At 71.9% G+C, this 22,697-nt stretch carries 22 protein-coding genes; 16 read left to right on the top strand and 6 right to left on the bottom strand.

The window, feature by feature from the left end:
* Positions 1-59: 59 nt before the first annotated feature.
* From BUE44_RS26565 to pstB, 9 genes are all read left to right on the top strand, one after another.
* Positions 60-1,256: an MFS transporter gene (locus tag BUE44_RS26565; RefSeq protein WP_235002473.1), complete on the top strand. Its 1,197-nt coding sequence runs from the start codon at positions 60-62 to the stop codon at positions 1,254-1,256.
* Positions 1,253-2,149, top strand: a complete 897-nt coding sequence (gene mshD, locus BUE44_RS26560) for a mycothiol synthase (protein WP_073501529.1) — start codon at positions 1,253-1,255, stop codon at positions 2,147-2,149. Before BUE44_RS26565 ends, mshD begins: the two co-directional genes overlap by 4 nt.
* Before the next feature lie 299 nt (positions 2,150-2,448).
* Positions 2,449-4,677: an RNA degradosome polyphosphate kinase gene (locus tag BUE44_RS26555; RefSeq protein ID WP_079190117.1), complete on the top strand. Its 2,229-nt coding sequence runs from the start codon at positions 2,449-2,451 to the stop codon at positions 4,675-4,677.
* A gap of 160 nt (positions 4,678-4,837) precedes the next feature.
* Positions 4,838-5,860 (top strand): CHAD domain-containing protein, encoded by a 1,023-nt coding sequence (locus BUE44_RS26550; RefSeq protein ID WP_073501613.1) that lies wholly within the window; start codon positions 4,838-4,840, stop codon positions 5,858-5,860.
* The gene (locus BUE44_RS26545; protein WP_073501612.1) at positions 5,857-6,264 is read left to right on the top strand and encodes an NUDIX hydrolase; all 408 of its coding nucleotides are present in this window, start codon (positions 5,857-5,859) and stop codon (positions 6,262-6,264) included. Before BUE44_RS26550 ends, BUE44_RS26545 begins: the two co-directional genes overlap by 4 nt.
* A 230-nt stretch (positions 6,265-6,494) precedes the next feature.
* Entirely contained in the window at positions 6,495-7,655 is a 1,161-nt protein-coding gene (gene pstS, locus BUE44_RS26540) for a phosphate ABC transporter substrate-binding protein PstS (RefSeq protein ID WP_073501527.1), read from the top strand.
* A 105-nt stretch (positions 7,656-7,760) separates the two neighbouring features.
* Entirely contained in the window at positions 7,761-8,747 is a 987-nt protein-coding gene (gene pstC, locus BUE44_RS26535) for a phosphate ABC transporter permease subunit PstC (protein ID WP_073501526.1), read from the top strand.
* Positions 8,744-9,823 (top strand): phosphate ABC transporter permease PstA, encoded by a 1,080-nt coding sequence (gene pstA, locus BUE44_RS26530; protein ID WP_073501525.1) that lies wholly within the window; start codon positions 8,744-8,746, stop codon positions 9,821-9,823. The genes pstC and pstA overlap by 4 nt, the downstream gene beginning before the upstream one ends.
* Before the next feature lie 51 nt (positions 9,824-9,874).
* The gene (gene pstB, locus BUE44_RS26525) at positions 9,875-10,651 is read left to right on the top strand and encodes a phosphate ABC transporter ATP-binding protein PstB (protein ID WP_073501524.1); all 777 of its coding nucleotides are present in this window, start codon (positions 9,875-9,877) and stop codon (positions 10,649-10,651) included.
* A 105-nt stretch (positions 10,652-10,756) separates the two neighbouring features.
* Here pstB and BUE44_RS26520 read toward each other — a convergent pair whose 3' ends face one another.
* Positions 10,757-11,752 carry an inorganic phosphate transporter gene (locus BUE44_RS26520; RefSeq protein WP_073501523.1) on the bottom strand — a complete coding sequence of 332 codons (996 nt, stop codon included), beginning with the start codon at positions 11,750-11,752 and terminating at the stop codon, positions 10,757-10,759.
* Positions 11,753-11,757: 5 nt separating this feature from the next.
* Complete coding sequence (locus BUE44_RS26515) at positions 11,758-12,378, bottom strand: DUF47 domain-containing protein (protein ID WP_073501522.1); 621 nt, start codon at positions 12,376-12,378, stop codon at positions 11,758-11,760.
* A gap of 188 nt (positions 12,379-12,566) precedes the next feature.
* On the opposite strand from BUE44_RS26515, the gene BUE44_RS26510 reads away from it, so the two are divergent.
* Complete coding sequence (locus BUE44_RS26510) at positions 12,567-12,914, top strand: metal-sensitive transcriptional regulator (RefSeq protein ID WP_073501521.1); 348 nt, start codon at positions 12,567-12,569, stop codon at positions 12,912-12,914.
* Positions 12,915-12,982: 68 nt separating this feature from the next.
* Here BUE44_RS26510 and BUE44_RS38025 read toward each other — a convergent pair whose 3' ends face one another.
* Together BUE44_RS38025 and BUE44_RS26505 are read right to left on the bottom strand one after the other, a co-directional pair.
* Positions 12,983-13,138, bottom strand: coding sequence for a hypothetical protein (locus BUE44_RS38025; protein WP_200804528.1), 156 nt, complete (start codon positions 13,136-13,138; stop codon positions 12,983-12,985).
* Between the two features lie 136 nt (positions 13,139-13,274).
* Positions 13,275-14,132, bottom strand: coding sequence for a hypothetical protein (locus BUE44_RS26505; protein ID WP_235002471.1), 858 nt, complete (start codon positions 14,130-14,132; stop codon positions 13,275-13,277).
* An 84-nt stretch (positions 14,133-14,216) separates the two neighbouring features.
* Between BUE44_RS26505 and BUE44_RS38020 the strand changes: the two genes are divergently transcribed.
* Positions 14,217-14,384 carry a hypothetical protein gene (locus tag BUE44_RS38020; RefSeq protein ID WP_200804536.1) on the top strand — a complete coding sequence of 56 codons (168 nt, stop codon included), beginning with the start codon at positions 14,217-14,219 and terminating at the stop codon, positions 14,382-14,384.
* 178 nt (positions 14,385-14,562) lie between these two features.
* Positions 14,563-16,155: an FAD-binding oxidoreductase gene (locus BUE44_RS26500; RefSeq protein ID WP_235002470.1), complete on the top strand. Its 1,593-nt coding sequence runs from the start codon at positions 14,563-14,565 to the stop codon at positions 16,153-16,155.
* A gap of 66 nt (positions 16,156-16,221) precedes the next feature.
* Here BUE44_RS26500 and BUE44_RS26495 read toward each other — a convergent pair whose 3' ends face one another.
* Both BUE44_RS26495 and BUE44_RS26490 read right to left on the bottom strand, forming a co-directional pair.
* Positions 16,222-16,917 (bottom strand): phosphatase PAP2 family protein, encoded by a 696-nt coding sequence (locus tag BUE44_RS26495; protein WP_073501520.1) that lies wholly within the window; start codon positions 16,915-16,917, stop codon positions 16,222-16,224.
* 216 nt (positions 16,918-17,133) lie between these two features.
* Positions 17,134-18,141: a C40 family peptidase gene (locus BUE44_RS26490; protein WP_073501519.1), complete on the bottom strand. Its 1,008-nt coding sequence runs from the start codon at positions 18,139-18,141 to the stop codon at positions 17,134-17,136.
* A 329-nt stretch (positions 18,142-18,470) separates the two neighbouring features.
* Here BUE44_RS26490 and BUE44_RS26485 point away from each other — a divergent pair, with 329 nt between their 5' ends.
* The 4 genes from BUE44_RS26485 to BUE44_RS26470 all read left to right on the top strand — a co-directional run bounded on the left by BUE44_RS26485 (position 18,471) and on the right by BUE44_RS26470 (position 22,679).
* On the top strand, positions 18,471-18,779 hold the full coding sequence (locus BUE44_RS26485; RefSeq protein WP_073501518.1) for a hypothetical protein: 309 nt from the start codon (positions 18,471-18,473) through the stop codon (positions 18,777-18,779).
* Between the two features lie 177 nt (positions 18,780-18,956).
* A complete protein-coding gene (locus tag BUE44_RS26480) occupies positions 18,957-19,823 on the top strand; it encodes a hypothetical protein (RefSeq protein WP_073501517.1) in 867 nt (288 codons plus the stop codon).
* Complete coding sequence (locus BUE44_RS26475; protein ID WP_073501516.1) at positions 19,813-21,138, top strand: hypothetical protein; 1,326 nt, start codon at positions 19,813-19,815, stop codon at positions 21,136-21,138. Before BUE44_RS26480 ends, BUE44_RS26475 begins: the two co-directional genes overlap by 11 nt.
* Positions 21,135-22,679: an SCO6880 family protein gene (locus tag BUE44_RS26470; protein ID WP_073501515.1), complete on the top strand. Its 1,545-nt coding sequence runs from the start codon at positions 21,135-21,137 to the stop codon at positions 22,677-22,679. Before BUE44_RS26475 ends, BUE44_RS26470 begins: the two co-directional genes overlap by 4 nt.
* Positions 22,680-22,697 lie beyond the last annotated feature (18 nt).

The raw sequence follows: 22,697 nt of genomic DNA, 5'->3' as shown, positions 1-22,697 counted from the left end.
ATCGCGGCAACAGGCGAATACTTGCCTGCACCATCCACTTACCGGGAGGTGCGTCGACCGTGCGTCGCTGGATCATGCTCGCGCTGGGGACCGCCGCGCAGACCGCGGCCTGTGCGTTCGTCTACGGGATCCCGTATCTCGCCGACGACCTGCGCACGCAGCAGGACCTGAGCCTCACCCAGGTCGGCCTGCTGGTGGCCTGCCCGACCGCGGGCCTGGTGCTCGCGCTGTACGCATGGGGCGCCGCGGCCGACCGGTGGGGCGAGCGGGTGGTCATCGCGGTGGGGCTCGGCGCCGCCGCGGCGGCGCTCGGCGGGGCCGCGTGGGGAGCGCACGGGATGGTCGCGCTCGGCGCGCTGCTGGTGCTGGCGGGCGCCGCGGGCGCTTCGGTCTACTCGGCCAGCGGGCGGCTGGTCATGGGGTGGTTCGCGGCGAGCGAGCGCGGGCTCGCGATGGGCATCAGGCAGACGTCCACCCCGCTGGGCATGGGCCTGGGCGCGCTGGCCATGCCGCCGCTGGCCGGGGCGCACGGGCTGCCGGGCGCCATCGGCTTCCTGGCCGTGCTGTGCGCGGTGATCGCCGTGCTGATCGCACTGTTCGCCGCCGACCCGGTGCGGCCCGCCGCGAAGTCCGCCGAGCCCGCGCCCAACCCCTACCGCGGCTCGCGCCTGCTGTGGCGCATCCACGGTGCGGCCGCGCTGCTGGTCGTCCCGCAGTTCACCGCCGGGGCCTTCGCGCTGGTGCTGCTGGTGGACGTACGCGGCTGGTCCGCGGTGCACGCCGGGCAGCTGATCGCCGTCGGCCAGGGTCTGGGCGCGGTCTCCCGCATCCTGGTCGGCCGCTGGTCGGACCGGGTCGGCGACCGGCTGCGGCCCATGCGGCTGCTGGCCGTGGTCACCGCGGCCGTGGTCGCCTGCGCCGCGCTGAGCACCGCCTTCCCCTCGCCGCTGACCGCCGCCACGCTGGTGGCCGCCATCGCGATCACGTCGAGCACCAACGGCCTGTCCTTCACGTCCACCGCGGAGCACGCCGGGCCCGCCTGGTCGGGCCGCGCCCTCGGCGTCCACAACACCGGCCAGAACCTGACCGCCGCGGTCGTGCCGCCGGTCATGGCCGCGGTCATCTCCGCCACCGCCTACTGGCCCGGATTCGCCCTGGCCGCCGTCACGGCCTGCGTGTCGGCCGCGATCATCCCGGTGGCACGAGCGGTGCCCGCCCGCTCCGAGCCGGACCGGCCCCGTACGATTCCGGCATGACCGACCGGCGGATCGACACCCTGACCGACCTCCCCGCCGACACCGCGCAGGCGGTGCTCGACCTGATCGCCGGCGCCGCCGCGGCGGACGGCCAGCCGGCGGTGTCCGAGCAGGGCCGGCTGCACGTGCGCGGCGGCGGCCGGGAGGGCGTACGGCACCTGCTGCTGTACTCCGGTGACGAGCTGGCCGGATACGGGCAGATCGAGGAGTCCGACCCCGTCGAGGCGCCCGCCGCGGAATTCGTCGTCCGGCCCGAGCACCGGCTGCACGGGCACGGGCGGGCCCTCGGCGACACGCTGCTCGCCGCCACCGGGCGCCGGCTGCGGGTGTGGGCGCACGGCGGCCACCCCGCGGCGCGGCACCTGTCCGTGCTGCTCGGCCTCAAGCTCTTCCGCGAGCTGCGCCAGCTGCGGATGCCGCTGGACGGCCCCCTTCCCGAGCCGGTGCTGCCCGAGGGGGTGACCGTGCGGGCCTTCCGGCCCGGACAGGACGACGCGGACTGGCTCGCCCTCAACGCGGCGGCCTTCGCCCACCACCCGGAGCAGGGTTCGCTCACCCAGCGTGACCTCGCCGACCGTATGGCCGAACCCTGGTTCGACCCCGCCGGCTTCTTCCTGGCCTTCCGCGGCTCCGCCCTCGTCGGCTTCCACTGGACCAAGGTGCACGCCGACCTCGGCCTCGGCGAGGTCTACGTCGTCGGCGTCGCCCCCACCGAACAGGGCAACGGCCTCGGCCGCGCCCTGACCACCATCGGCCTGCGCCACCTGGCCGCCCGCGGCCTCCCGGGCGTCCTGCTCTACGTCGACGCCGACAACCCCGCCGCCCTGTCGGTGTACGAGCGCCTCGGCTTCTCCACCTACGAGGTCGACCTGATGTACCGCTCGGAGACCTAGGCCCGCGGGCGCGGCAGCCGGGCGACGTACCGCGGGACGGATACGGGGGCGCGCCCCGGGGCAAGATCACCCTCGCCGGAGGCGCTGCGCTTGCCTGACGGCCATGCTCCCGTTACCGGCGGTTCAACCGCCCTTGCGAGCATCTCAGGATGCAGCCCGCTGCCCCCCACCACCCACCCCGGCCCGACCTGCCGAAACCCCCCGTGGCACGAGACAATGGAGCGACGGCTGCTGGCCGCCTGACGGGGGGTGTCGGCCGCGTGGACGACGTGCCGCAACCGGAGGAGGGCTCGCACACCATGGCCCAGACGAATCGCCCCAGCGTCCCGGCCCAGCCCCGGTCGGGGCAGGCCGAGGGCACCACCGACGCGTTCGGCACCTTCCGGCCGCGGGTCGTACCCGACCTGGAACCCGAACCGCCGGGGCTCGACGCGGCCAGCGAGGAATTCGGCGAGGAGCTGCCCGAAGGCCGTTTCCTGGACCGGGAGCGCAGCTGGCTGGCCTTCAACGAGCGGGTGCTCGAACTGGCCGAGGACCCGGCCACCCCGCTGCTCGAACGCGCGAACTACCTGGCGATATTCGCCAGCAACCTCGACGAGTTCTTCATGGTCAGGGTCGCCGGCCTCAAGCGCCGCATGGCCACCGGGGTGGCGACCCGCTCCGCGTCGGGCCTGCAGCCCAGGGATGTCCTCGACCTGATCCTGACCAGGTCCCGCGAGCTGATGGCCAGGCACGCCGCCTGCTTCCAGAACGACATCGCCCCGCAGCTGGCCGACGAGGGCATCCACGTCATCCGCTGGGCCGAGCTGACCGACAAGGAGCAGGCGCGGCTCGCCACGCTGTTCCGGCAGCAGATCTTCCCGGTCCTGACCCCGCTGGCCGTCGACCCGGCGCACCCCTTCCCGTACATCTCCGGCCTGTCGCTGAACCTGGCGGTGGTGGTACGCAACCCCGTCTCCGGCCACGAGCACTTCGCGCGGGTGAAGGTGCCGCCGATCCTGTCCCGCTTCCTGGAGGCCGGCCCGCAGCGCTACGTCCCGCTGGAGGACGTGATCGCCGCGCACCTGGAGGAGCTCTTCCCGGGGATGGACGTCCTGGACCACCACATGTTCCGGGTGACCAGGAACGAGGACCTGGAGGTCGAGGAGGACGACGCCGAGAACCTGCTGCAGGCCCTGGAGAAGGAGCTGATGCGGCGCCGCTTCGGGCCGCCGGTGCGCCTGGAGGTCGAGGAGTCGATCGCCCCCCGGGTGCTCGACCTGCTCGTGCACGAGCTGAAGATGAAGCACACCGAGGTCTACCCCCTGCCCGGGCCGCTGGACCTGACCGGCCTGTTCGCGATCGCGCGGCTGGACCGGCCCGAGCTGAAGTTCGGCAGCTTCATCGCGGGCACCCACCGCGACCTGGCCGAGGTGGAGTCCGCGTCACCGCCGGACATCTTCGCGGCGATGCGGGAGCGGGACATCCTGCTGCACCACCCGTACGACTCGTTCTCCACCTCCGTGCAGGCCTTCCTCGACCAGGCGGCCGCCGACCCGGCCGTCCTGGCCATCAAGCAGACCCTCTACCGCACCTCGGGCGACTCGCCGATCGTGGACGCGCTGATCGACGCGGCCGAGGCGGGCAAGCAGGTCCTGGTGCTGGTCGAGATCAAGGCGCGCTTCGACGAGCAGGCCAACATCAAATGGGCCAGGAAGCTCGAAGAGGCCGGCTGCCACGTCGTCTACGGCCTGGTGGGCCTCAAGACGCACTGCAAGCTCTCGCTGGTGGTCAGGCAGGAGGGCGACACCCTGCGCCGCTACAGCCACGTGGGCACCGGCAACTACCACCCCAAGACGGCCAGGGTCTACGAGGACCTGGGCCTGCTGACCGCCGACCCGCAGGTCGGGGCGGACCTCTCGCACCTGTTCAACCGGCTGTCCGGCTACTCGCGGCGCGCCACCTACAACCGGCTGCTGGTCGCGCCGCGCAGCCTGCGGGACGGCCTGGTGACCCGGATCATGGCGGAGATCGAGCACCACCGGGCCGGCAAGCCCGCGTTCGTCCGCATCAAGGTCAACTCGATCGTGGACGAGGCGCTGATCGACGCGCTCTACCGGGCCTCGCAGGCCGGCGTCCCGGTGGACATCTGGGTCCGCGGGATCTGCGCGGTACGCCCGGGGGTTGCCGGGCTGTCGGAGAACATCAGGGTCCGCAGTGTCCTGGGCCGATTCCTCGAACACTCCCGGGTGTTCGCGTTCGGCAACGGCGGCGAACCCGAAGTGTGGTTCGGCAGCGCCGACATGATGCACCGTAACCTCGACCGCCGCATCGAGGCGCTGGTCAGGGTCGCCGACCCGGCCCATCGCGCCACCCTCAACCGCCTGCTGGAGACCGGGATGTCGGACACCACGTCCTCCTGGCACCTGGCGGCTGACGGCAACTGGACGCGGCACAGCACCGACGCCGAGGGGCGCCCGCTGCGCAACGTCCAGGAGATGCTCATCGACGCCCGGAGGCGCCGGCGTGGCCCATCAGCAGCTACCTGACCGGCTGCCGTCGCAGCACAGCCAGACCCTGCCGGACGGCGGCGGCCCGCCCGCCCATCCGCCCCCGTCCGCGGTACCGACCAGAGCCAGGCCGCAACGCCTGCCCGCGCTCGGCGGCAGCGCACCGGCAGACAACGGGGACACGGGGACCAGCGCCAGCATGAACGCCGAAGCGTACGACGCCACGCCGCCGCTCGGCGGCACCGCGGGCGAGGTGCTCACCCGCTACCTGCACCAGCGCGCCGCCGCCTTCCTGCGCGCGCTGAGCCTGCGCGGTGGCAACGAGGCCGAGGCCGACGCGCTGCTGCGCGGCAGCGCCCGCCGGATCGGCGGGGCCCTGCACATCTACGCCCCGCTGACCGACCCCTCCTGGGCCGAGCCGCTGCGGACCGAGCTGGGCTGGCTGACCACGACGCTGGGTCGCGAGCCGCAGTACGCCACCCGGCTGGCCCGGCTGCTCAGCGCGCTGCGGCGGCTGTCGGTCGCGGCGGACGAGCCGGCCGTCGCGGTGGGTGGCGCGGCGGCGCCCGCGCCCTCCGGCGGCCCGCTCGCGCTGGGCGCGGCCCGCGCGGGCGCGCTGCTCGAACGCCAGCTGACCCTGGCGAGGACCCGGGCGCACTCGGCGTCGCTCCAGGCAATGGGCTCGTCCCGCTTCCACGCGCTGGCCGACGCGATCGCCGTCCTGGTCTCCGAGGTGCCGCTGGCGCCCGCCGCCGCGGCCCCGGCACGCACCGCCATGCCGCCACTGGCCTCGCAGGCCTACCGGCGGTTCGCCGACGCCGCGGCCGCGCTGCCGCTGCACCGGGCGGCGCACCCGTACAACGCCGACGCGGTCCAGGCCTCGCTGGGCGCCGACCTCACCGCCGACCTCCAGGACGCGCCCTGGCACCAGGTCCGCGTGCTGCTGCGGCTGAGCCGCTACGCCGCCGAGGTCGCCCGGCAGGACGGCGACGCCGCCGACCGGCAGCGGCTCGCCGAGGCGGCCGGGCTGCTGGAGCGGCACCGGGAGGCCGCCGAGTCCGCGTCCGCGGTCGCCGCGGCCGCCCGCACCCCGCGGATAGCGCCGGCGACCGCCTACGCGCTCGGCGTGCTGCACGCCGACCAGCGGCACGAGGTCGAGGCGGCCCGCTTCGCCTTCTCCCGGCTGTGGCAGGCCGCGATCCCGGGGCCGCGCGGGCTGTGAGCGGCGACAGCGCGGCCGTCCTGGCGGCCGGTGCGGTGCTCTGGCGCCCCGCACCGGCGGGCATCGAGATCGCCCTGATCCACCGGCCGCGCTACGACGACTGGAGCCTGCCCAAAGGTAAGCTCAAACGGGGCGAGGCCTTCTCCGACGCCGCGGTGCGCGAGACCCGCGAGGAGACCGGCCTGGCCTGCGACCTGGGCCCGGCGCTGGCCGTCACCCACTACCTGGTCGGCGGCCGCCCCAAGGAGGTCCGCTACTGGGCCGCCCGGGCCCACGCGGGCGACTTCGTCGCCAACCAGGAAGTGGACGCCATGGCCTGGCTCCCCCCGGCCACCGCCCGCCACCGCCTCACCCACGACCGCGACCGCCCCCTCGTCGACGCGCTCGTGCGGGCACTCGCCTAGGGCCTCTTGCCCCTTGCACAGGGGACACGTACGTACCTCTCGCCCCGCTGAAAGGGACGGCACCGTGCTGACGGGTGAGGTTCACCCGCAGTTCACCCTCTTCCGTTGGTCGCTTCACCTGATCTGCCTAATTTCGGCCTTACCGGTGAGCACCAGCCGCCGGAGCACGCAGAACCACAACTCTCTGCTTCGCCGTCCATCCGGCGGGCTCTCGGAAGGAACACACGAAGGTGAAGCTTCAGCGTAAGAGCGGGCTGCGGGCCCTGACCGTCGGCGCGGTCGCGATTACCGGTGCGCTCGTCCTGTCGGCCTGCGGTTCGGACGACAACAGCGGCAGCACGCCGAGCAACTCCGCCAGCAGCTCGAACAGCGCGTCGAGCGGCACCGGCAGCAACGCGGCGGGCATCTCCTGCGCGACCGGCAAGCTCCTGTCCTCGGGTTCGACCGCCCAGCAGAACGCGATCGAGTCGTGGGTCAAGGACTACCAGCAGGCGTGCAGCGGCGCCACGATCAACTACAAGCCGTCCTCCTCCGGCGAGGGCATCATCGACTTCAACAACGGCACGGACGCCTTCGCCGGCTCCGACTCGCCGCTGAAGCCCGAAGAGGTCGCCAAGTCCAAGAGCGTCTGCACCGGCGGCACGGGCATCAACATCCCGATGGTCGGCGGCCCGATCGCGGTCGGCTACAACCTGCCCGGCGTGAACAACCTCGTACTCAACGCCTCCACGCTGGCCAAGATCTTCAACGGCAAGATCTCCACCTGGAACGACCAGGCCATCAAGGCGCTCAACCCGGGCGTGAACCTGCCGAGCACGAAGATCCAGTCCGTCCACCGCCAGGACGACTCCGGCACCACCGACAACCTGACCAAGTACTTCAAGGGCGCCGCGCCGGCCGACTGGCCGTACGAGCACGCCAAGGCGTGGGCCGCCAAGGGCGGCCAGGCCGCCGCGAAGTCCGCGGGTGTCGCCGCGCTGGTGAAGCAGACCGAGGGCTCGATCGGCTACTTCGAGCTGTCCTACGCGACCGCCAGCCAGATCCCCACGGTCAAGATCAACACCGGTGCCGCCGCCCCGGTCGAGGCCACCACCGCCAACGCGTCCGCGGGCATCGCCCAGGCGAAGGTCAAGGGCACCGCCCCCGACCTGGCCCTGGACCTCAGCGCCGCCTACACCACCAAGGCGGACAACGCCTACCCGATCGTCCTGGTGACGTACGAGATCGCCTGCGACAAGGGCAACAAGGCCGACACCCTGGCCCTGACCAAGTCCTTCCTGAACTACATCGCCAGCGACGCCGGCCAGGCCAAGCTCACGGACGCGGGCTACGCGCCGCTGCCGACCGCGATCGCCACGCAGGTCCGCACCACCATCTCCGCCCTTTCCTGATCGAAGCGCGGAGGGTCCCGCGGCCCGTGGCCGCGGGACCCTCCGCGTATCCGGTGCACCGCCGCCGGGGGAGCCCGCTCCCCCACCCAGACCGGAGACAACACCATGACAACCACCGCTCCGCCCCCGACCACACCTGAACCGCACCGGGTCGCGAGGACCGTCTCCCGCCCCGGGGACCGCATCTTCGCCGGTATGGCCCGCGGCTCCGGCATCCTGCTGCTGATCGTGATGGCCGCCATCGCGCTGTTCCTGACCGTCCGCGCGGTCAGCGCCATCTCCAAGGACCACGGCAACTTCCTGACCACCTTCGAGTGGACGCCGAGCCTGAACCCGCCGGTCTTCGGCATCGCGGTCCTGGCCTACGGCACCGTGGTCAGCTCGGTCATCGCGATGGCCATCGCCGTGCCCATCGCGATCGGCATCGCGCTGTTCATCACCCACTACGCACCGCGCCGCCTGGGCGGCCCGATCGCCTACGTGATCGACCTGCTCGCCGCGGTCCCCAGCATCGTCTACGGCCTGTGGGGCGCCCTCTTCCTGGTGCCGCACCTGCGAGGCGTCAACCTCTGGCTGGACGACTACTTCGGCTGGACCTACATCTTCCACAAGCAGGACCCGAACTCCGCGGCCCGCTCGCTCTTCACCGTGGGCATCCTGCTGGCGATCATGATCCTGCCGATCATCACCAACGTCAGCCGCGAAGTGATCAACCAGGTGCCGAAGATGCACGAGGAGGCGGCGCTCGCGCTCGGCGCGACCCGCTGGGAGGTCATCCGCCTGTCGGTGCTGCCCTTCGCCCGCTCCGGCATCATCAGCGCCTCCATGCTGGGCCTGGGCCGCGCGCTCGGCGAGACCATGGCGGTCGCCACCGTGCTGTCCGCCTCGCCGGTCCTGTCCGCGCGCATCCTGGACCCGGTCGGCGGCACCTTCTCGCAGAACATCGTCGCCAAGTTCGGTGAGGCCGACGACTTCGGCCGGGACGCGCTGATCGCCTCCGGCCTGGTGCTCTTCCTGATCACCCTGCTGGTCAACGGCGCCGCGCGGATGATCATCCAGCGCCGTAAGGAATACTCGGGGGCCAACGCATGAGCGAGACGATCATGGACGCCAAGCAGGCGTCCGGCAGGCCCGCCTCCCCGCGCCTGGCCTCCCGCCACCTGCCGCGCTGGAGCCCGCCGGCCATCGCCGCCGGCGCGATCGTGGCAGCCGTGGCGATCGGCGCCGGCGCCGGCCTGAGCAGCCACATCCAGTGGGGCCTGATCGCCCTGGCACTCTTCGTGGCCGGCTCGTACGCCATCACCGCCCGGGTCGAGGGCCGCAGGCAGGCCAGGAACCGGGTGGCCACCAGCCTGGTCTGGTCGAGCTTCATCCTGGCCGTCATCCCGCTGTACTCGCTGGTCGAGACCACGATCAGCAAGGGCGCCGGCATCGTCGACGGCACCTTCCTGAGCCACTCGATGAACAACGTGCTGACCATCCAGCCCGGCGGCGGCGTCTACCACGCCATCATCGGCACCCTGGAGCAGGTCGGCATCGCCACCGTCATCGCCGCCCCGCTGGGCATGCTCACCGCGATCTACCTCGTCGAGTACGGCAAGGGCAGGCTCGCCAAGTGGGTGACCTTCTTCGTCGACGTCATGACCGGCATCCCGTCGATCGTGGCCGGCCTGTTCATCCTGTCGGTCTGGTTCGTGGCCTTCAACAAGGCACCGGCGTCCGGCTTCGCCGGCTCGCTGGCGCTCGCGCTGCTGATGATGCCGGTCGTGGTGCGCTCCACCGAGGAGATGCTCAAGCTCGTCCCGAACGAGCTGCGCGAGGCCTCGCTCGCACTCGGCGTCCCGAAGTGGCGCACGACGGTCAAGGTGGTCCTGCCGACGGCCGTCGGCGGCATCACCACCGGCATCATGCTGGCCATCGCGCGTATCGCGGGTGAGAGCGCCCCGATCGCCCTGCTGGTCTTCGGCAGCGCCGCGATCAACACCAACCCGTTCAAGGACCCGCAGTCCTCGCTGCCGTACTACATCTTCGAGCAGTACAACAACGGGAACCAGCCCAGCTACGACCGCGCGTGGGGCGCCGCCCTGGTCCTCATCGCGTTCGTGATGATCCTGAACCTGATCGCCCGGCTCATCTCCCGCTGGAAGGCGCCCAAGGCCGGTCGCTGACGCGGCCACCCCCAGCAGTCAGCGACCGCCCGCAGAAAAGAAGTGATCCCCATGGCCAAGCGAATCGACATCAGCGGCCTGTCCGCGTATTACAGCGCCTTCAAGGCGATCGACGACATCTCGATGACCATCGAGCCCGGCTCCGTGACGGCCTTCATCGGCCCGTCCGGCTGCGGCAAGTCGACCTTCCTGCGCACCCTGAACCGCATGCATGAGGTCACCCCCGGCGGCCGCGTCGAGGGCAAGGTGCTGCTGGACGACGAGAACCTCTACGGGAGCGGCGTCGACCCGGTGACCGTCCGCCGCACCGTCGGCATGGTCTTCCAGCGCCCGAACCCCTTCCCCACCATGTCGATCTACGACAACGTGGCGGCCGGCCTCAAGCTGAACGGCGTCCGCAGGAAGAACGAGCTGGACGCCATCGTCGAGAAGTCCCTCACGGGCGCCAACCTATGGAACGAGGTCAAGGACCGGCTGAACAAGCCCGGCTCCGGCCTGTCCGGCGGCCAGCAGCAGCGGCTGTGCATCGCCCGCGCCATCGCGGTCGAGCCGCAGGTGCTGCTGATGGACGAGCCGTGCTCCGCGCTCGACCCGATCTCCACCCTCGCCATCGAGGACCTGATCGGCGAGCTGAAGACCCGGTTCACCATCGTCATCGTGACCCACAACATGCAGCAGGCCGCCCGCGTCTCGGACCGTACGGCCTTCTTCAACCTGTCGGCGGTGGGCCAGCCGGGCAGGCTCATCGAGATCGACGACACCGAGCGGATCTTCTCCAACCCGTCCGTGCAGGCCACCGAGGACTACATCTCCGGCCGCTTCGGATAACCAGGACCGCCGTGCGGTGCTGCATGGCGGTGCCACCGCAGGGCGCAGGCCCCGCTCCCCTGTCACAGGGGGGCGGGGCCTGATTCGTCTCCGGGACCCGGCGGGTCAGCCGAAGACCAGCTTGACGAGGTAATAGCAGGCGGCGGCGACCAGCGCGGCAGCCGGCATGGTGATGAACCAGCCCGCCACGATGTTCTTGGCCACGCCCCAGCGGACCGCCTTGACCCGGCGGGTCGCGCCGACGCCCATGATCGAGGACGTGATGACGTGGGTGGTGGAGACCGGCGCCTGGAAGATGTACGAGGTCGCGTAGAGGATCGACGCCGACGTCGTCTCGGCGGCGAAGCCCTGCGGCGGGTCCAGGTGGATGATCCGCCGGCCCAGGGTGCGCATGATCCGCCAGCCGCCCGCGTACGTACCCAGCGACATCATCGCCGCGCACACGAACTTGACCCAGATCGGGATGCCAAAGCCCTTGGACGGGTCGTGGATGACCAGCGCGAGCACGACGACACCCATCGTCTTCTGCGCGTCCTGCAGGCCGTGGCCCAGCGCCATGCCGGCCGCCGAGACGGTCTGCGCGATACGGAAGCCGCGCTTGGCCTTGTGCGGGTTGGCTCTGCGGAAGAACCACAGGATCGCCAGCATGATCAGGAAGCCGAGGACCAGGCCGACGACGGGCGACAGGAACATCGGCACGATGACCTTGTCGACCACGCCCGACCAGTGGACGGTCGTTCCGCCGGCGAGCGCCGCGCCCACCAGGCCGCCGAACAACGCGTGGCTGGAACTCGACGGCAGCCCGAAATACCAGGTGACGAGGTTCCAGACGATCGCGCCGGTCAGCGCCGCGAAGAGGATGGCCATGCCGGATCGGCCATGCGGGGTGGCGATCAGCCCCTGGCTGACCGTCTTGGCCACGCCGCTGCCCAGGAAGGCGCCGGCCAGGTTCATCACCGCGGCCATGGCGAGCGCCGCTTTGGGGGTCAGCGCACGCGTCGAGACCGAGGTGGCGATCGCGTTCGCCGAGTCGTGGAAACCGTTGGTGTAGGTGAAGAAGAGCGCCACCAGGACGGTGACGACCAGCACGAAGGTGTCCACGTGGGTCAGGACTCCTTGACCGCGATGGTCTCCACCGTGTTCGCCACGTGTTCGAACGCGTCCGCGGCCTCCTCCAGCGCATCCACGATCTGCTTGAGCTTGAGCACCTCGATGGCGTCGTACTTGCCGTTGAAGAGCTGGGCGAGCAGCTTGCGGTGGATCTGGTCGGCCTGGTTCTCCAACCGGTTGATCTCGATCCAGTACTCGGTGAGGTTGGACATGGTCCGCAGGTTCGGCATCGCCTCGGCGGTCAGCTCCGCCGCTCTGGCAAGTACCTCGATCTGCTGCTCGACGCCCTTCGGCAGCTCCTCGACGTTGTAGAGGACGACCAGGTCGACGGCCTCCTCCATGAAGTCCATGATGTCGTCCAGCAGGCCGGCGAGGGTGTAGATGTCCTCCCGGTCGAAGGGGGTGATGAAGGAGGAGTTCAGCTGGTGGAAGATCGCGTGGGTGGCGTCGTCGCCCGCGTGCTCCGCCGCCCGCATCCTCTCGGCGATCTCGATCCGGGTAGCCGAATCGGCTCCGAGCAGTTCCATGAGGAGCTTCGAACCGGTGACGATGTTGTCCGCGGACGCGGCGAACATGTCGTAGAAGCTCGTCTCCCTGGGGGTCAGGCGAAAGCGCACGTGGATTCCTCGGGATACATCGGAGTCGGTCTCGTTGATGCTAGGCGCAACATCCGGCCACAGCTAACCGGCGTCACCCAGTGTCGCCCATGGGACAGCGTCCCCCGGACGGGGGATGCGTCGCACACGGTGTCGATTCGGTAAGATATACCCACCAGGGGTATAAGGGGACAGAGAGGGCGGGCGGGATGACGGAGACGGCAGTGACGGATTCAACAACGGGATCAGCAGACGAGATTGTGTCGCCGCCGGGCCCGCATGGCTATAGCCACGACAAAGAGGCCCACCTCAAACGGCTGCGCAGGATCGAGGGCCAGATCCGCGGGCTGCAGCGGATGGTCGAGCAGGACGTCTACTGCATCGACATCCTGACCCAGGTCTCGGCCAGCACGAAGGGGCTGCAGTCCTTCGCACTGCAACTGCTCGAAGAGCACCTGCGGCACTGCGTCGCCGCCGCGGCGGCCGGCGGCGGCCCGGAGATCGACGAGAAGGTCGCCGAGGCGACGGCGGCGATAGCGCGCCTGCTGCGGACCTAGACCGGACCCGAGCGCTCCGTGCCGGCTCAGGGGGCCGATGCGGCCCAGGAAGCGGGCGGCCAGGCGGCCTAAGGGCGGTCGACTTCCAGCACCTCGTCGATACGGGCGAAGCTCAGCCGCTCCTCGTCAGCGGTGGACGCGGCGATGATCAGCTCCCCGCACAGCTCGATCTCGGCGAGGGCCACGGGGTCGTCCTGGACTGTTGCCCCGGGCGACGGCACCATCTCCGCACCACCTCCTCCGCCAAGCGTCCCGTCCAACGGCCGCCATCCAGCGTAGGGACCCCCTTGCCCCGGCGCATGGCACGTATGGACCATTTTCCTGGCCCCCGGCCTTCCTGGCCCCCCGCCCCGGGTCCGCTCAGCCGGGAGAAACGATCTTGCCGGTCCAGATGTCGCCACCCCGGGGCATGGCGACGGCCACCAGCGCGCCGAAGCCGTAGAACGACGTCGTCGACAGCACCCCGACCCCCCGCCCCCTGCCGCCGAAGGTGAACTGCTCGGTGAGCCGGCGCAGGCGCCCGTCCGCGTCGAGCCACGCGTCGAAGGGCACCCGGGTCACGGCGAAGCCCCTGGCCGCGGCGGCGAGCGCGCCCGGCTCCCCCGGGCCGGCGAGGCTCGCGGCCCGCGCGATGTCCGCGACGCCGCGGAAGTGCCGTACCGCCGTGCCCCCCACCGTCCCGGGTCCGACCAGCACCACCGCCCGCGCCCCGCGCAGCAGTTCGGCGGCGGCGAGCGGCTCCGTCGCGCCGCCGGTGACGAGGTTGCCGTCGGGCAGCGTCGTGGTGTCCACCCGCACCCACTTGCCCGGGGGCACGCCCTCACCGCGGTCCTTCATGTAGAGGGCGCCCGGCGTCAGCAGTTCGATGACCGGCCGGTGCTCCTCCGCCCCCGCGGCGTCCCTGGGCAGCTTCAGCGTCAGCTCGCCCCGCCGCCCGGCGTAGTCGAAGCGGCCGGTGCCCTCGACGGTGACCCAGGTGCCGCCGCTGGCCATCCGCATCGAGGTGTCCACCCGCGAGCTGCCGGCCCGCACCAGCGCGTCGGCGGCGTTCCGTACCGCCGCCGCGGGGTCGCCGCCCGCGTCCTTGGCGCCGCCCGACCCGGTGTCGGCCGCGGCCCCGTGCTCCACGCACCCGGCGACCAGGGCCACCGCGCACCCCGCCGCGGCCAGCGCCGTCGCCGCACGCCCGAGCCGCCGCCTGGCCATCGCCGCCACCATCACTGAACCATCCCTGTCCGCGCCTGGGCCCCACCTCGGTAACGACGGTCGGAAGCGGCCCGTCACGCCCGTTACCGTGGTGGGGTGCTGAAGTTGCCTCCCGGTCAGGAGCCGGCGGCCGGCGACCACCGGACCTCCGTCGTGGAACGCGGCTCCTTCGCCAGCGCCCGCTGCTCGTGCGGCTGGACGGGCCCCGCCCGCCGGGCCCGCGACCGGGCCAGACGCGACGCACGGGCGCACACCCAGGACTGACGCCCGAGCGCCCGCAGCGGCCGGCCGAGGAACGAGGCCGTCCGCGGAGAGCGGGAGCAGGAAGGCCGGTCGTGCAGAGGCGGAGACTGATCGGCACACCTGCCCCCGGCCGCAACCGGAATGCCCTCCGCCACGTCTAGGAGAGGCAGAGTCCCCCCTGATTGCGGCGGTGAAACGAGTGGACGTTCCGGCCCCCCGGCCCCTGTCCCCGACCCGGGTGCGGCGGCGTACCGCGCTCACGGCGGGCGGCGGCGCCCTTGCCGCGGCCTGGCTGACCGGCTGCGGTCCCGGCGGCGGTGGCGGCAACTCCGGCGGCGACGGCAAGGCGCCCTCGCCGCGTACGGCCACCGCGGCACCCTCCCGCACCCCCGACCCGGCCTTCTCGCCGGTCGCCCCCGACTGGCGCGCGCTCGGCGCGGCCCTGCACGGCCGGCTGGTACGCCCGCAGGACGCGGCCTACGCCACCGACCGGCGGCTCTACAACACCCGCTTCGACCACCTGCGCCCGGCCGCCATCGCCTACGTCGACGACGCCGACGACATCCGCCGCTGCCTGGACTTCGCCCACCGCACCGCGACCGTGCCGGTCATCCGCAGCGGCGGCCACTCCTACGCCGGCTGGTCGAGCGGCGACGGCAAGCTGGTCATCGACGTCTCCCGGCTCGCCACGATCCGCATGGACGGCACCACGGCCACCGTCGGCGCCGGCGCCAAGCTCATAGACGTCTACTCCACCCTCGGCGGGCACGGCCGGACGATCCCGGCCGGCTCCTGCCCCTCCGTCGGCGTCTCCGGGCTCACCCTGGGCGGCGGGCACGGCGTGATGAGCCGGTCCATGGGCCTGACATGCGACAACCTGATCGGCGCCACCCTGATCACCGCCGACGGCACCACCCATGAGGTCTCCGCCGACCACGAACCCGACATCTTCTGGGCCCTGCGGGGCGCGGGCTGCGGCAACTTCGGCGTCGTCACCTCGCTGCGCTTCGCCACCCACCCGGTGCCCCAGGTCGTCACCGGCTACCTGACGTGGCCGTGGAGCCGGGCCGCCGACGTGATCGCCGGCTGGCAGGGCTGGGGGCCCGACCAGCCGGACCACCTGTGGTCCGCGCTGCACCTGGACTGCGCGCCCGGCGGCTCGCCGACCGTGTCCGTCCCGATGCTGTCCACCGGTTCGCGGGCCGACCTGTCCGCCGCCGCGGGCCGGCTCGCCGACGCGGCCGGCGCTCCCGCCTCCTCGGTCTCACTGCACCCGCACAGCTACCTGGAGGCGACCTTCTCCTACGCGGGCTGCGCGGGCCTGTCCGCGGCCCAGTGCCATCTGGCCCCCGCGGGCCGGCTGCGACGCGAGACGTACACCGCGCGCTCCGACTTCTACGACGCCAACCTGCCGTCCGCCGGTATCAGCGCCCTGCTCGCGCAGGTCGAGCGGCTGGCGAGCGCGTCGGGCGGCGGCGCGGGCAGCATCGCCCTGACCGCGCTCGGCGGCGCCGTCAACCGGGTCTCCCCCACCGCGACCGCCTTCAGCCACCGCGGGTCGCGCTTCCTGGCCCAATACCTGGCCTCCGACGCCCTGTCGACGACCTCCTGGCTCGACACCACCCACAGCGCGATGCGCCGCTACGCCTCGGGCGGCGCCTACCAGAACTACACCGACCCGGCCCTCACCGACTGGCGCACCGCCTACTACGGGCAGAACGCCGGCAGGCTGGCGTCCCTCAAGCACACCCTCGACCCGCAGCGCCTCTTCGACTTCCCGCAGGCCCTGTGACGCCGTGACCGCGGGGGGCCGCCCACGCCGTACGAACGGCCGGAAGTCGCCTTGACGCCTGAACGCCTAGGCCGCCAGGTCCTTGTCGTCGGCGCTGTGCCAGTGGTGGGGCGAGGCGGTGCGCGGCGGCCTGCGGGCGGGCGCGGGCCGGGCCACGACCAGGAAGGCCGCCCGGGTGCGGGTCAGCCGGGTGGTCAGTGCGGTGAGCAGGGCCAGGCCGAGGGGGGCGAGCAGCAGCACGGTCGCGGCGCCGAGGGCGAAGCCGCCGATGACGTCGGTCGGGTAGTGGGCGCCCACATAGACCTGGGCGAAGCCCTCGGCCAGGGCCAGGCCTATGGCGGCGGCGCCCGCCTTGCGACTGACCATGAACAGGCCGACCGCGACCGCCGCGGTGAGCGCCACATGGTCGCTCACGAAGGCCGCGGTGTGGTGCCCGCGCACCAGGACGTCGAGGCCGTCGTGGTCGACGTACGGCCGGGGGCGCCGCACCAGCGCGCGTACCGGGATGTTCAGCAGCAGCGCGGCGCCGGCGGCGAGGCACGCCCACACGACTCCGGCGACCGCGGCAGCCGCGTCGGCGGACCGCCTCGCGACCCGCCACCAGCACCATCCGGCCAGCAGCGCGGTCAGGGCGACCAGGCCGTACCCGCCGGCCACCTCCACCGCCCGGTCGACGCCGTGCGGCGCCTGCTTGGCGAGATCGTTGATGGAGCGGAGCAGGGTGATGTCGGGGTTCGTACTGTCGCTCGCGACCTCTGCCATGGCGGTGGTGCCCCTTACCACTAGCAACTGACCGTGCCTCAGGGATCGACACGTCCGCAACCCCCGTCGCTTGCGTACCAATCCATTGTCGCCTGTACAACGGTCGATACGCTACGTAGCGTTCCGGTCTTCGCCAGAAGATCACCATGCTGTTATCCAAGGGTGACCGGCGGGCCTCCGCAGAGGCCGAGCTCAGGCCAGTGGGTGACGCCCTGTTCAGGCCGCGGCCACCGGAAGCGCCGCCGCGCCCGCCTGGGTGACCCGGGTGGCGCCGATGTAGTCGGTGCTGTCGATCCGGTCGAACCTGATCACGGCGCCGGTGTGCGGGGCGTCGATCATGTAGCCGCCGCCGACGTAGAGCCCGACGTGGTGGATCGAGCGCGGATCGTTCAGGTTGTTGGCGAAGAAGACCAGGTCGCCGGGCAGCAGTTCGTTCCTGCCCGGGTGCGCGCCCGCATTCCACTGGTCGTTGGCGACCCGTGGCAGGGTGATGCCGACCGAGGCGTACGCCGCCCGCGTCAGCCCCGAGCAGTCGAACCGCCCGCCCTGCGCCGCCGTCCCCTCGCCGCCCCACAGATACGGGGTGCCGATCCGGGTCTGCGCGAAGTAGATCGCCCCGGCCGCCTGCTGGGACGGCGCCACCGCCCCGACCGGCGCGGCGAAGCTCTTCTCCAGGGTGCGGATCGTCTTCACGTAATTGCGCGTCTCCGCGTACGGCGGCACCCCGGCGTACTGGATCACGGCATAGGCCCCGGCGTTGTAAGCCGCCAGCATGTTGTCGGTGTTGTCGCCGGGGACGTTCTTCACGTACGACGCCAGGTCGCAGTCGTAGGTCGCGGCCGACGGGATCGCGTCCTGCGGGTCCCAGACGTCGGCCTTGCCGTCGCCGTTGCCGTCGATGCCGTGGGTGGCCCAGGTGCCGGGGATGAACTGGGCGATGCCCTGCGCCTGCGCGCCGCTCTGCGCCCGCGGGTCCCAGCCGCTCTCCTGGTAGAGCTGGGCGGCCAGCAGCGCCGGATTGAGCGCCGGGCACAGATTGCCCCACTTCTGCACGATCGGCTGGTAGACGTCGGGCACCGCGCCCTTGGCCAGCCGCACCGCGCCGCCCGACCCGCCGCCGGCCAGGCCCGCGGCCGCCGAGTACGTCCCGACCACCAGCAGGGCCATGAAGGAGAAGAACAGGCCGCCGCCGAAGATGACGGCCAGCCAGACCTTACGCGCCATCAGCGCCGCCTCCCCTTGCGCACCTTGTCCGCCGCACCGCCGTCACCACACCGCCGCACCGCACCGCCGCACCGCACCGCCGTCACCTTGCGGGAACGCACGTTCCCCTCGTTGCCCTGCGGTTATGCTCGTGATACACAGAGTAGTCATCCATGTCCCATCGAACACCGGTCCGCGTACCAGTCTGACGGCTCCGGACCGGATCACACGGACGATCCGCCGAGAAAGTCGCTCAGCGACGTGCAACAGCGGAAACGTCGGTCAAGATAGATGCTGGCCCCTTGCGCCCCGGCAGGGGAGCCAACTGACAGAGCGGGGTGGTGAGTTCAATGTACGTGGCAGCCCCCAAGGGCGACATCAACACCATCATCGGCGGCATCGCACCGGACTGGGGGCCTTTCGGGTCCCTCGGCCAGGAAGCACGTGTGATGATCGAGGTGGTTATGGCGGTGGCGATCCTGCTGTGCCTGGCCATGGCGATCTGGGGTGCGGCGAAGCAACGGATCGGCGCCACCGCGCTGCGCGACACCTTCAGCGCGGAGCAGGGCAAGGGATTGATCATCGCCGGACTGACCGGCGTGTTCATCATCGGTTCGCTCGGCACGCTGTTCACCATCGTCTACGGAATGGCCGTGTAGCCGGGCGGCCCCGCCGCCCGCCCGCCGGCCCGCGTCCCGCCAAGTCCCCAGGAGCCCGTCCCCGGCTCCACTTCCCACCCGAGGCTGCGTGCTGATGCCCACTCCACCAAGCAGCGGAGCCGTCCGCCCGACGCGGTCCACCGGCGCGCCCGCGGCGCCCCGAGGGGCGGCCGCGCGATGAGTCTCGGCCAGGACGGACCTCCGACCAGGACCCGGATGCCGGAGGGCCACACGACCCACGGCGGCGGCACCCGCCGCGCCCAGCCCCGGCGCGCCCTGGCCACCGTGGTGGGCATCGTCGTCCTGCTGATCGCCGCCCTGGCCTTCGCCAACCGCGGCGGCGGCCCGTCGGCCGGAGCCGACGGCACGGACACCGGCAGCGGCACCACGGGCGGCTCCAGCGGCAGCGGCGGCGCCCACGGCTCCGGCACCGCGCCCACCGCCCCCACCGGGCAGAAGCCGGTGGACGGCAAGAGCGGCGCGGGCATTCCGGCGGGCTTCGCGCACACCGACCAGGGCGCCCAGTCGGCGGCCGCCAACTTCGCGGTGGCGCTGGGCTCCGCCGACATGTTCGTCGCCGACCGCAGGCACCGCATCGTCGGCTCGATCTACGACCCGGCCGTCAGTGCGGGCCTGCAGGGCGACCTGGACCAGGCCTACTCGGGCCAGGCACTCAAGAACCTCGGCCTCACCGCCGACGGCGCCGCGCCGGCCGGCTTCACCTTCGTCTCCCGCACTGTGCCGATCGGCACCAAGGTCACCGCGAACCCGGCCGGCGCCGGCGCGGCCTCCGCCGACGCCAAGACCGTCGAGGTCTGGTGCACCGACCTGGTCGGCCTGGCCGGCACCGGCTCCACCAAGCCGGTCAGCACCGCCTGGTTCACCATCACCGAGCAGCTGGTCTGGTCCGGCGGCGACTGGAAGATCCGGTCCTCCTCGCAGAAGGACGGCCCCGCCCCGGTCGCCGCCGACAACCAGGCCGCCTCCGCCGACGAAATCGCCGGCGCGGTCCGGGACTACGGAGGGTTCACGTATGCCAGGTAGCCGTCTGCGCCGGTCCTTCGTGGCCGCCGCCGTCCTCGCACTCAGCACCGGCCCGGTCTCCTCGGCCCTGGCCGCGACGCCGCCACCTGGCGGGTCCGCACGGGCCGGTACGGGCGCCCCCGTCAAGGACCCGTGCTCCCTGCTGGTCGGACCGGCCAAGGCCTACTGCTCGAACGGCGCGCCCTCCACTCCCAACACGCCCGCGAACGAGACCCTCGACCCGCTCACCTCGCTCGCCAAGGGCTGCGCCAATGCCGCCGCCTGGACGATCGACAAGCTGTCGGCCGCGGTGACGAAGACGACGCAGGTGGACTTCACCAACACCGCTTTCCTGCGGCAATATGCCGTGGTTTTCGCCGCGTCCACCATCCTGACGCTGATCCTGTGGCTGCTCGCGGTGGCCAAGCGGGCGGTGCGCGGGGCGCCGATGACCGAGGCGCTGACCGAGGCGGTCGGCTTCCTGTGGCTGACGGTGCTGGCGTCGGCCTTCACCCCGCTGATCCTCTACACGGTGGTGTCGGCGACCGACGCGGTGACCGACGTGGTGTCCTCGGGCACCAAGTCCGACACCCAGGTCTTCTTCGGGTCCTTCTCCGGCGCCCTGACCAAGGGCACCGACATCGGCGGCGGCCCGATCATGCTGATCGTGGTGTCGATGGTCTCGGTGCTCGCCGCCGGCGTGCTGTGGCTCGAACTGGTGATCAGGGCCGCGCTGCTGTACGTGGGCGCACTGCTGGGCACCGCGGTCTACGCGGGCCTGGTGGACAAGAACATGTGGCACCACGTCAGGCGCTGGGCGGGCATCATGATCGCGGTGATCCTGGTCAAACCGGTGATAGTGATCGTGCTGGGCCTGGCCGGCGCGCTGTCCTCCTCCGACAACGGGCCCGACGCCTTCTCCGCGGTCGTCTCGGGCCTGGCCATCATCCTGCTGGCGATCTTCGCGAGCTTCATGATCTACCGCTTCGTGCCGGGCTTCGGCGACGACGTGGTGAACCTGCGCAACGGCCGCAAGGCCGGCGGGCAGAGCCAGGCCGCCGCGGTCATCTCCTCGCCCGCAGCTCTGGTCAAGCAGGGCATCAAGACGCACAGCGCCCGCGGCGGCCCGCAGGAGCAGGCCCAGGGCGGCGGCGCCCAGCCGTCGAACGCGGTGGCGGGCGGTATGGCCGCGCACAGCTCCCGCGGCGGCCAGAGCGGCGGCGGTGCCGCACCTCCCCCGCGGCCCGGTGGCGGCCAAGGCGGAGGGGGCTTCGGCTCGCCTTTCCGCGCGAACCAGGGATCGAACAACGGCACGCAGGGAGGTGATCGCGGGTGACGACCCAGCCCTTCACCCAGCCGCGCCGCACCTATCTCATCGGCAAGGCACGACCCAACGCGATCGTGGGCAAGAACCGCGAGACCGGCGAGATCGTGCTGATCGTGCTCGGCGCCGGGCTCGGCATGCTCAACGGCCTGCTGGTCCCCTTCCTGCTGCTGCGGATCGTCGGCCTGATCGGCTGGCCGGTGCTGGCACTGGCCGCGGTCTTCCTGCCGTACCGGCGGCGTACGTTCTACCGCTGGTTCGAGATCAACCGCACCTACCGCCGTACGCTGCGGGTCTCGCCCACCTACCGCTCGGCGGTCCAGGAGGCCGGAACCGCGCTGGACGGGCGGGAGATCGAGGTCGGGCCGCCGCCCGGGATCGGCCGGATCAGCTGGCTCGCGGCGCCCTTCGGGCCGGACGAGATCGCGGTGCTGCTGCACGTGGACCGGCGGACGGTGACCGCGGCCATCGAGATCGAGGGCCCGGGCGTCGGCCTGCGCGACAGCGAGGACCAGGAGGCCCTCGTCGAGCGGTTCGGCACCCTGCTCAAGCACGTGGCGAACGGCGACGGTTTCGTCACCCGGCTCCAGATGCTGGCCCGTACGCTGCCCGCCGACCCCGACGCGCACGCCAAGGACGTCGCCCAGCGCGGCGACCCGGACGCCGACCGGTGGCTCAAGGAGTCCTACGAGCAGCTCCAGTCGATGGTGTCGACGTCATCCGAGCAGCACCGGGCGTATCTGGTCGCGTGCATGCACTTCACCCGGGAGCTGTCCGCCGAGGGCAACGCGATGGCCCGCGCCACGGCGGTGCGGGGCACCAAGGTCGACAAGGACGCCGGCCTGGCCGCGGTGATGGCCCGCGAGCTGAACGACATCTGCGCCCGGCTCGCCGAGGCCGACATCCGGGTCAGGCAGCCGCTGGGCCAGGCGCGGCTGGCGTCGCTGGTGCACTCGATGTACGACCCCGACCACCCGATCGACCACATTCAGGCGATGACCCGGCGCAATGCCTGGCCGGCCGAGCTGGACGCGACCGAGCCGACCTTCCTGCAGGCCAAGACGCGCGAGTCGATGACCCGCGCGCCCTGGCACCATGCGACGGCCTGGGTCAAGGAGTGGCCGCTGACACCGGTCGGGGTGAATTTCCTGGCGCCGCTGCTGGTGCACACCCCGGACGTGATCCGCACGGTCGCGGTGACGATGGACCTGGAGCCGACCGATGTGGCCATCGAGCGGATGCTCACCGAGAAGACCAACGACGACGCGGAGGCCAGCCGCGCCGCGAAGATGAACCGCACGGTCGACCCGCGGGACATCGCCCACCACGGCCGGATCGACCAGCGCGGCGAGGACTTGGCCAGCGGTGCCGCGGGGGTGAACCTGGTGGGTTACATCACGGTCTCCTCGCGCTCCCCGGAAGCGCTGGCGCGCGACAAGCGCACCATCCGCGCTTCGGCCGGTAAGTCGTATTTGAAGCTCGAGTGGTGCGATCGTGAGCACCACCGGGCATTCGTCAATACGTTGCCGTTCGCAACCGGCATCCGCCGCTAGCCGTCGCCACGAGGAGGC

This window comes from Actinacidiphila paucisporea, from assembly GCF_900142575.1.
GTDB classification, from domain to species: Bacteria; Actinomycetota; Actinomycetes; order Streptomycetales; family Streptomycetaceae; genus Actinacidiphila; species Actinacidiphila paucisporea.
This window is presented reverse-complemented; position numbering and strand designations above follow the sequence as displayed.

Excerpts from the sequence above, each read along its gene's own strand:
- mshD (WP_073501529.1), top strand. The coding sequence starts at position 1,253 with ATGACCGACCGGCGGATCGACACCCTGACCGACCTCCCCGCCGACACC.
- BUE44_RS26555 (WP_079190117.1), top strand. The coding sequence starts at position 2,449 with ATGGCCCAGACGAATCGCCCCAGCGTCCCGGCCCAGCCCCGGTCGGGG.
- BUE44_RS26550 (WP_073501613.1), top strand. The coding sequence starts at position 4,838 with ATGAACGCCGAAGCGTACGACGCCACGCCGCCGCTCGGCGGCACCGCG.
- pstC (WP_073501526.1), top strand. The coding sequence starts at position 7,761 with ATGACAACCACCGCTCCGCCCCCGACCACACCTGAACCGCACCGGGTC.
- pstA (WP_073501525.1), top strand. The coding sequence starts at position 8,744 with ATGAGCGAGACGATCATGGACGCCAAGCAGGCGTCCGGCAGGCCCGCC.
- pstB (WP_073501524.1), top strand. The coding sequence starts at position 9,875 with ATGGCCAAGCGAATCGACATCAGCGGCCTGTCCGCGTATTACAGCGCC.
- BUE44_RS26510 (WP_073501521.1), top strand. The coding sequence starts at position 12,567 with ATGACGGAGACGGCAGTGACGGATTCAACAACGGGATCAGCAGACGAG.
- BUE44_RS38025 (WP_200804528.1), bottom strand. The coding sequence starts at position 13,138 with ATGGTGCCGTCGCCCGGGGCAACAGTCCAGGACGACCCCGTGGCCCTC.
- BUE44_RS26505 (WP_235002471.1), bottom strand. The coding sequence starts at position 14,132 with ATGGTGGCGGCGATGGCCAGGCGGCGGCTCGGGCGTGCGGCGACGGCG.
- BUE44_RS26495 (WP_073501520.1), bottom strand. The coding sequence starts at position 16,917 with ATGGCAGAGGTCGCGAGCGACAGTACGAACCCCGACATCACCCTGCTC.
- BUE44_RS26490 (WP_073501519.1), bottom strand. The coding sequence starts at position 18,141 with ATGGCGCGTAAGGTCTGGCTGGCCGTCATCTTCGGCGGCGGCCTGTTC.
- BUE44_RS26485 (WP_073501518.1), top strand. The coding sequence starts at position 18,471 with ATGTACGTGGCAGCCCCCAAGGGCGACATCAACACCATCATCGGCGGC.
- BUE44_RS26480 (WP_073501517.1), top strand. The coding sequence starts at position 18,957 with ATGAGTCTCGGCCAGGACGGACCTCCGACCAGGACCCGGATGCCGGAG.
- BUE44_RS26475 (WP_073501516.1), top strand. The coding sequence starts at position 19,813 with ATGCCAGGTAGCCGTCTGCGCCGGTCCTTCGTGGCCGCCGCCGTCCTC.